This window comes from Cyclonatronum sp. (assembly GCF_022565315.1).
GTDB lineage: Bacteria > Bacteroidota > Rhodothermia > Balneolales > Cyclonatronaceae > Cyclonatronum.
The window spans coordinates 1-7,378 of sequence record NZ_JAIUMX010000150.1 but is presented as its reverse complement, the minus strand read 5'-3'; the positions used below and the strand labels follow the sequence as shown (position 1 = coordinate 7,378).

The 7,378-nt window shown below is 47.8% G+C and carries 8 protein-coding genes; 2 read left to right on the top strand and 6 right to left on the bottom strand.

Features of this window, described 5'->3' with window-relative positions:
• Positions 1-396: peptidylprolyl isomerase (locus LAT75_RS14640; RefSeq protein WP_291483426.1), on the bottom strand; the 396-nt coding region annotated here is incomplete at its 3' end.
• A gap of 330 nt (positions 397-726) precedes the next feature.
• Between LAT75_RS14640 and LAT75_RS14635 the strand changes: the two genes are divergently transcribed.
• Together LAT75_RS14635 and LAT75_RS14630 are read left to right on the top strand one after the other, a co-directional pair.
• The gene (locus LAT75_RS14635) at positions 727-1,713 is read left to right on the top strand and encodes an amidoligase family protein (RefSeq protein ID WP_291483425.1); all 987 of its coding nucleotides are present in this window, start codon (positions 727-729) and stop codon (positions 1,711-1,713) included.
• Complete coding sequence (locus LAT75_RS14630) at positions 1,713-2,507, top strand: gamma-glutamyl-gamma-aminobutyrate hydrolase family protein (RefSeq protein ID WP_291483424.1); 795 nt, start codon at positions 1,713-1,715, stop codon at positions 2,505-2,507. Before LAT75_RS14635 ends, LAT75_RS14630 begins: the two co-directional genes overlap by 1 nt.
• Positions 2,508-2,509: 2 nt before the next feature.
• Here LAT75_RS14630 and LAT75_RS14625 read toward each other — a convergent pair whose 3' ends face one another.
• The 5 genes from LAT75_RS14625 to LAT75_RS14605 form a co-directional block, all read right to left on the bottom strand.
• Complete coding sequence (locus LAT75_RS14625; protein ID WP_291483423.1) at positions 2,510-2,734, bottom strand: addiction module protein; 225 nt, start codon at positions 2,732-2,734, stop codon at positions 2,510-2,512.
• A 117-nt stretch (positions 2,735-2,851) separates the two neighbouring features.
• Positions 2,852-3,967 carry a type I restriction enzyme HsdR N-terminal domain-containing protein gene (locus tag LAT75_RS14620; protein WP_291483422.1) on the bottom strand — a complete coding sequence of 372 codons (1,116 nt, stop codon included), beginning with the start codon at positions 3,965-3,967 and terminating at the stop codon, positions 2,852-2,854.
• A 175-nt stretch (positions 3,968-4,142) separates the two neighbouring features.
• Positions 4,143-4,922 (bottom strand): nucleotidyl transferase AbiEii/AbiGii toxin family protein, encoded by a 780-nt coding sequence (locus LAT75_RS14615; protein ID WP_291483421.1) that lies wholly within the window; start codon positions 4,920-4,922, stop codon positions 4,143-4,145.
• Positions 4,909-5,532, bottom strand: coding sequence for a hypothetical protein (locus LAT75_RS14610; RefSeq protein WP_291483420.1), 624 nt, complete (start codon positions 5,530-5,532; stop codon positions 4,909-4,911). Before LAT75_RS14610 ends, LAT75_RS14615 begins: the two co-directional genes overlap by 14 nt.
• A gap of 101 nt (positions 5,533-5,633) precedes the next feature.
• Positions 5,634-6,863 carry an ATP-binding protein gene (locus LAT75_RS14605; RefSeq protein WP_291483419.1) on the bottom strand — a complete coding sequence of 410 codons (1,230 nt, stop codon included), beginning with the start codon at positions 6,861-6,863 and terminating at the stop codon, positions 5,634-5,636.
• Positions 6,864-7,378: the final 515 nt, after the last annotated feature.

The window sequence follows — 7,378 nt, the reverse complement described above, 5'->3', positions numbered from 1 at the left end:
GAGGTCGCGGCCGGCGAGCGGGTGATTCGCATCGATGGTGATGTGGGTTTCGTTCACATCAGAAATCACGACCGGCATGGCCTGTCCGTCGGGTTGCTGCACCTGAAGCTGCATGCCAATCTGCGGATCGATATCAGCCGGGAGCTTGTCGCGCTCTACGCTGATGATCATCTCGTCGCGGACTTCGCCGTAGGCTTCGCCGGAAGGGATCTCAACTTTGGTGCTTTCACCAACGCTGAGGCCGAGTACGGCTTTTTCGAAACCGGGGATGAGCGCTCCTGAACCGATCTGAAATTCGAGCGGCTCACGCTCACGGGATGAGTCAAAAACAGAGCCATCCTGAAGGGTGCCGGTGTAGTGTACTTTTACTTTGTCGCCTTGTTTTACGTTAGACAAAACTATATCCTTTTTGTTTATTGCGGTTTGTTTATGTGAAAAAAGAGGAAACTACTGAACGCCATCTTGCAGACAAGCTTGCTGGTTTTGTGCAGCACAATTTAGAAATCGGCCTGAAATATGAGTTATTCAGCGTTACTGTGTTCAATTAATACTTTTAAAATATGCTTTAGCTGAGCCAATTTCAGGCCAGAAACGAATTTCTTACTCGTTTTTTCGATTTCAGCTGGTTGGTATCTTTGTTGCAGCAAATGAGGAAACTGATGGCTGCATTTGTGTACGACCCGACTTCTCCATTATTTAAACCACTGACTTTATTTATTTTACACCATGAAGACCTCTCCTTACACCACCAACTATGAGGGCAAACCACGCCGCATGGGCGTCGAGCTTGAGTTCTCGGGGCTCAGCCTGAAAGACATCTCAGAGACCATCACCCGACTATATGGCGGAGAAATTGAGTACGTCGGCAAATATGTCAGCAGGGTAACAACGGAGACCTTCAAAGAGGCCGGACCTTTCAGCGTTGAGCTGGACGCGAGCCTGCTCAAAGACGGCAAGATGCGCGGCTACCTTGATAAGCTTTCGATGGGTAAAGAAAAGATCGCTGAGAAGGTTGAAGAACTCATTGCAGACTCTGCGATGGAAGTTGTGCCCATGGAAATTGTTTCGCCTCCGATCTTCATCACCGAGCTGCCGGAACTTGAACGGCTTCGGGAGGCGCTTCAGCAGCAGGCGGTAGAGGGCACGCGCTCCTCGGTGTTCAACGCGTTCGGGCTGCATCTGAACCCTGAGCTGCCTTCTTTTGAGGCCTCCGAAATCCGCGATTTCCTTCGGGCTTTTATCCTGATGTACGACTGGCTCGAAGAGCGGCACGATGTGGATACGACCCGGCACATCACCCCGTACATCGATCCTTTCCCTAAAAAATACGCCCGCAAAATCATGAAGCCGGATTATGCGCCGGACCTCACAACGCTGATTGATGATTACCTGGCGCACAACCCGACCCGCAACCGTCCGCTGGATATGCTGCCGCTGTTCACGCACCTGGATGAAAAACGGGTAACCGATGTGGTAGATGACGGCCTGACCTCGAGCCGTCCGACCTTCCACTACCGCCTGCCGAACTGCGATATTTCGAACCCGGATTGGCGTTTCAAGGATGAGTGGAACAAATGGGTGGTCGTGGAGCGGATTGCCTCCAACAAGGAGAAGCTGGCGCGGCTCACGGAGAGCTACCTCGATTATCTTGAAAACCCCGGCAAGCGCTTCATTGATGTAGTTTCGAAGCAGCTCACGAACCTTTTTAACTGATGGCCGGCGGGAGAAAACCGATAATTGGCGTTACCGGGCCTGACAAGGGCGGGCTGGTCGCCTGGGTTTTTGCAGCCCTTGCGATCAGGCGGGCCGGCGGAAAGCCGCGGCGGCTGCGGCCCGGCATGTGGCGGGATATGCCGGAGCTCGACGGCCTGGTAATTGGCGGCGGCGCTGACGTAAGCCCCAAGCTGTACGGCGCGGAAGAGCTGCAAAACCTCCGTGATCTTTCCGAGGAAAACAAAAAGACGTGGACCCGCTTCCTCTTCTTTTTTGTGAGTTTCGGGATTACGCTGGTGCGAAAGCTCTTCAGTTTGGGTCATACCGCGGGGCCCGATCCGGCACGGGATGCGCTTGAGAAAAAGCTGCTCACCGAAGCTTTGGAACACGGCAAGCCTGTGCTCGGCATCTGCCGCGGGGCGCAGTTCATAAACGTGCACCTGGGCGGCACCCTGCATCAGGATATCAGCGACTTCTACAACGAAACGCCCAAAGCCGACACCATTTATCCGCGCAAAACCGTGGAAATTGCGCAGGGAAGCCTGCTACACCGCATCATCGGCAGCACGGAAGCGCGGGTAAACAGCCTGCACAATCAGGCCGTGGACAAAGCCGGCGCAGGGGTAACCCTAACCGCCCGCGAGCCTAACGGCGTTGTTCAGGGGATAGAAGTGCCGGAGAAAAGCTTCGTGATCGGCATACAGTGGCACCCGGAGTACCTGCCGCAGATACACTCGCAACAAAGGCTGTTCCGGCGGCTGGTGGAGGAGGCGCGGGAGGATTCACAAAACTGAGTTCACTTTAGCAGTGAAATAGCATTTGCTTTTACTTTTTCCCAATTTTTTGTTTTTGATTTACCCGTTTCAAGGTCATCAATCCGGCACTTCAGTTCAAAAGCCCAAGTATCTTCTGCAACCCTACTACGCCTCAAGTGCAATCTCCTAATGAGCATACTGACAATTTGGGTCCGTTTTTTTATAGGATACATCCGGAAATGCTTAATAAATTTTTTTTTGGCCATAAATGATTCAATTTCAGATTCCGAGTTCAGGCATTCTTTCAATTTAATGAGCCTTGATTTGAATGCGACAGAGCGACAGAGCTGAAGAAGTTCAATAAGCCGAAATCAACCTTTGTATTACTGACCCTCATACACTTTTACGCATATCTTTTTGCTAAGCTGATGGTCCGCAACCTCTAATGCCAGATCGATAATTTCCTGAATATTTCTTCGGCTGTAGTTTGTGCCAAGCCACCAACCGGGTACTACTTCGACTGAGTTTTCTTCCGCAAGGTCAGCCCGGCCAGGATACAACTCTGATTTATTTTTTGCCAGGTACCTTCTCTTTCTTCCATGCTTTCGGGAGGCAAATCTTTCAGGGAAATTCGCATCCTCAGAAGCCAGTAACTCAAACAACTTTGTCATTGCCTCTCTTGCCGATTTCACAACTATATCTTTGTCTTTAAACCGAAAGTTAATTCTTTCGGAATTTTGCGTTCTCCTGGTAGTAGTATACTTATCTTCATCTGCTGAAACCTTTATGGTTTCTTTTTCAGGGCTTTTTGTTCCGGGCTTCATAACCTGACCGGCCCCAACGAGTTTTTCAAGGAACTGACTACAAAGATCCAAATCGGGTTTATATCCGCATAAATCTTCAACTTTCCCTGCAAGCAGTTCCAGCAAAAGGGAATCCTGTTCAAGCAGTATGGATTCCCAGGCTTTAGGAAGGTTAGTTGCAATTACCCTGAATTTGGACACATTTTGATAATCTGAACGCGCAGATTTTAAAGCGTCCCCTGTAACTACCTTCTGATAATTCAAATACCGGTTTAACCGGCTTTCAATTTCATCCAGACTGCGTTCCAGTAAATCAATCTTGTAAACCCTACGCTCATCATAACGCCCCTGCTCTCCGGGCAAATAGAAACTCCATTCCTGACCGTCCGACAAAATCGCCATCGGTACGCCCAGGTGAAAGGCATATTCAAACAACTGCCGGTCGGCACCTACAGATAAACCCACATTTTTGACTTCAATAAAAACAGCCGGCTTGTTTCTTGGGTGACACAACGCAAAATCTACCCTTCGGTTTGCAACTGAAAACTCCGGCACAACAACTGAAGTATCAAATACCGGCCACCCAAGTTGATTTAGTACCGGCAATATAATTCCCTGTGAAACTGATGCTTCAGAGGTGTAAGAACCCTGCCGGAGACCTATCTGAACGTTTTTAATATGATCTGACAAACTCATGATTTGAGTAATAGTTGGAATGTAGTGAATGAATCAAAGATTGATTAAGATATAGCCCCGCCAATCCGTTTCTGTTTTTTGTGGAAAATAACAATAAATGTAACAAGCCTGCTATTCCCAAAAAAACTGACTGATCCTTCAACTGCTGTCTAATCGGCGCGACTTTCATCGTTCCCTAAAACGGATATTGGCGGGCAATAGCTTCAAAATTAATCACCCGGTTCACCTCTCCGGGCTCAAACAAGAAGGGCTCAACATCAGATGCCATCTCGCGCATGTCGATTGCTGCGCAACGTGCTAAAAGGGCATTTTTTAGGTTTTCAGCATTGGTGATGGAAAGTTTTGCTTCTAAGTAGGCATAATCAGGTTTAACATTCAAGCCCATTAAAAAGACAAGATCATAAAAGTCTCTTCCCTTGTTTCGCTTTCGGTTGATGATTGCAAAACATTTCTGCGCCATCAAAACAGGTAATGGCGTTGTGAGCACGCTTGCAAAAACGTCAAAACGATTCAGCATATACACTTCAGGTTCAAAATGAAACTGCTGTGATTCTGTGTCGAGCTGGATCAGAATTTTTTCGTTTCGATGCCCGGAAAGACCTTCGTCGAACAGCAAACCCGGAAACCTGATGTAGCAGTGCCAGGCTCCCTTCATTACCATTTTCAATTCAGTTTCATATCCATTTTTGGAAAGATTAAGCTCAATTTCGGATGCAAGGTTCTCAAATTGTTCGTGTGTCATGTTTAGATTGTCAAAATCTAAGTCTTCGGAAAACCTTCTGTTCTGATGAACAATCCTGAGGCAGGTACCTCCTATAAAACAAAGCGATCCGGGATTGACGCTGTTATAAATTACTTCCAGCACTTTATGCTGCAGATATTCTCTCAGGATAAAACGAGGGAACCTGTGCAGATTTACAGGATAACTTTTTTTGATTTGTTCAAGCGTGAGCATTCAGATACGCCCTCAATAGGTCAAGCCGCGCAGACAGCGCAGCGGAGTTGATATACGTTTCGTAGGTACGCAGCCGGTTGAAATCGACCGTTGCATTAATTTCGGTACTATTCCAGCGCAAAGCCACAAAATCATCGGCATGCTTTAGCTTGGGATGCAGGTAGAGGTAGTCAATCAGCGTTTTTTCGGGTTCCGCAAATTTAACGACCGTGTTTCTGAACGGAAGAAGCCGGTACCCTAAATACAGAGAAGGTTTAATATGCCGGTATTTGAAATGCCCGAGCGGGGTGTTAAAACGGTTGGTTTTGAGTGTAGAGCAGGAGGTAACCTGAAAGACCCCTTCCGGAATGAAGCCGTAATACGAGAGCGCTGTTTCGAGGGAAATATAGGAGTACGGGTAAATGCGGTTTGCCGCGTACCAGCTCAGCTGCTCGTTAACCGGCTCATCTGCAAAAGCGTACCACCCGTTGCGTATTTTGATGACGTAGCCCTTCGCCTGCCACTCAACCAGCCGCCTTGTATCGAAGTTGGGAACCCGCTTCCGGATTTCCACAAGCGGGAAAACCGGAAACATCTTCATCGCGGCATGAAAGTGCTGATAACTAATCATTCGTTTCTGTTTTTTGTGGAAAATAACAAAAAACAGAAACAAAATTAGATTCGAGTTTTTTCATGAAGCCCTGCTTACCTGCCTGACAGCTTGCAAGCGGTTTACACCGCTCCAAGTAGCCATTGAAAGACATTCAGATGCTTGATACCATTTCGTCTTTGCGGAAAACTATCGGTTGTGAGCAGGTATTTTGGATTATGATCTTTGATCTTTTCAAGGGCCCCGAATTCACGATTGATGGTGTGTTCCTGTGAAATTTCCCAGGCTACCTGATAATATTCAATATCACCCGTTTTGGTTTTGCAGACAAAATCGACCTCGCTGTCACGACTTGTGCCTGTCCAGATTTTAGAACCGCGCCTAAGCAGCTCCAGGTAAACGACGTTTTCCAGGATGTGCCCCCGGTCGCGATAGCGGTCTTTTCCGATAAGATAGCCTGCAAGGCCCGGATCAACCAGGTAATACTTTTCCAGGGTTACGAGCTGTTTTCTGCCCTTGAGGTCAAAGCGGTTAACCTTATAAAAAACAAAGCTTGCGACGAGGTATTCAAGATAGTTTTCTACCGTATCCCGATGTACGAGCTGCCCGTCCTGCCTGAGCATGTTCGAAATCTTATTCGGCGAGACCGCACTTCCGGTATTGGATGCGATAAATTTGATGACGTTTTCAAAGGCGCGCTTATCCTTTATCTGATGGCGCTGCATGATATCTTTCTCAACAATAGTGAGATAGATAGCTTCGAGGTATTCAAATATTTTATCGTACCCTGCATCGCGCAGCTCAACACCTTTGGGCAATGAAGTTTCATTGACGTATTCAAAAAAGAGCAGCTCGAAGTTGAGATATGCATTTGTGAAATCAATTTCACGGGCAATCAGGTATTCCCTAAAAGAATAGGGTAAAATTGAAATTTCAATATAACGGCCACTCAGCAAGGTAGCGAGCTCACTGCCGAGCAAAAAGGCATTGGAACCCGTAACGTAAACATCCACATTTTCGGAGGCAAAAAGGCCGTCAACCAGCCTTTCAAATTCAGGGATATTCTGTACCTCATCCAGAAAGACGTAGTTTGGCTTATCTTTCTGAAGTTTTTTTTTGATATCGAAATAAATATCATCCCAGTTTTTACCCACAAAGTTTTCAGGCAGCTCAAAATTATAGAACTGAATCTGAGACGGGTTTATACCCTGCTGTTTTAGCTGCTCCCGAAACAGCAGCAGCAAGGTTGATTTCCCGGATCTGCGCAGGCCCGTCACAACTTTGATAAGGTCTTTGTCTTTGTAGGCAAGCAGCTTTTCTGCGTAGGGTAAGCGTGGTATGTAGTTTTTCATTGAATGATCCTATTAGCGAAACTTGCAATTTTTGCAAGTTTCGCTAATATACAAAGCTTGGCAATTATTCCGCGCTTAAGAACAGACTATCATCACCAAAGATGCCTCAGCGGGGATGTGTGCAGCTTTGGCTGGTCCGCAGGCTGTTTTGGGAGCGCCTGCATCAAAAAGCCGGGGATTCTCCGCCGATTTGGGGTGTCAGGAGCTGGCACTGCTAACAGTGATGTGCACGGAGTTTCCCCTTAAAAAATAAAAGCCGGGGGTAACGGCGGCGCATAATCAGGGCTGTGTGCCCCTGACCTAAAAAACAAAACCGGCAGCCGCTTTGTGCGACTGCCGGTCCGGTATTGATTTTACAGCGATGTATGGAGGCCCGCTTACTTTTGTTCGCCCTCGCTTGCCATAGAGAGGAAGCGGGTCATGCGGTTGATGAACTCGGTCGGGGAGTCGAGCTGCCCCTGAAGCAGCAGGGCGCCTTCGTAGAGCTGCTCGGCAAAGAGCTTGACGCGCTCGGT

Excerpts from the sequence above, each read along its gene's own strand:
- LAT75_RS14635 (WP_291483425.1), top strand. The coding sequence starts at position 727 with ATGAAGACCTCTCCTTACACCACCAACTATGAGGGCAAACCACGCCGC.
- LAT75_RS14630 (WP_291483424.1), top strand. The coding sequence starts at position 1,713 with ATGGCCGGCGGGAGAAAACCGATAATTGGCGTTACCGGGCCTGACAAG.
- LAT75_RS14625 (WP_291483423.1), bottom strand. The coding sequence starts at position 2,734 with ATGGCCAAAAAAAAATTTATTAAGCATTTCCGGATGTATCCTATAAAA.
- LAT75_RS14620 (WP_291483422.1), bottom strand. The coding sequence starts at position 3,967 with ATGAGTTTGTCAGATCATATTAAAAACGTTCAGATAGGTCTCCGGCAG.
- LAT75_RS14615 (WP_291483421.1), bottom strand. The coding sequence starts at position 4,922 with ATGCTCACGCTTGAACAAATCAAAAAAAGTTATCCTGTAAATCTGCAC.
- LAT75_RS14610 (WP_291483420.1), bottom strand. The coding sequence starts at position 5,532 with ATGATTAGTTATCAGCACTTTCATGCCGCGATGAAGATGTTTCCGGTT.
- LAT75_RS14605 (WP_291483419.1), bottom strand. The coding sequence starts at position 6,863 with ATGAAAAACTACATACCACGCTTACCCTACGCAGAAAAGCTGCTTGCC.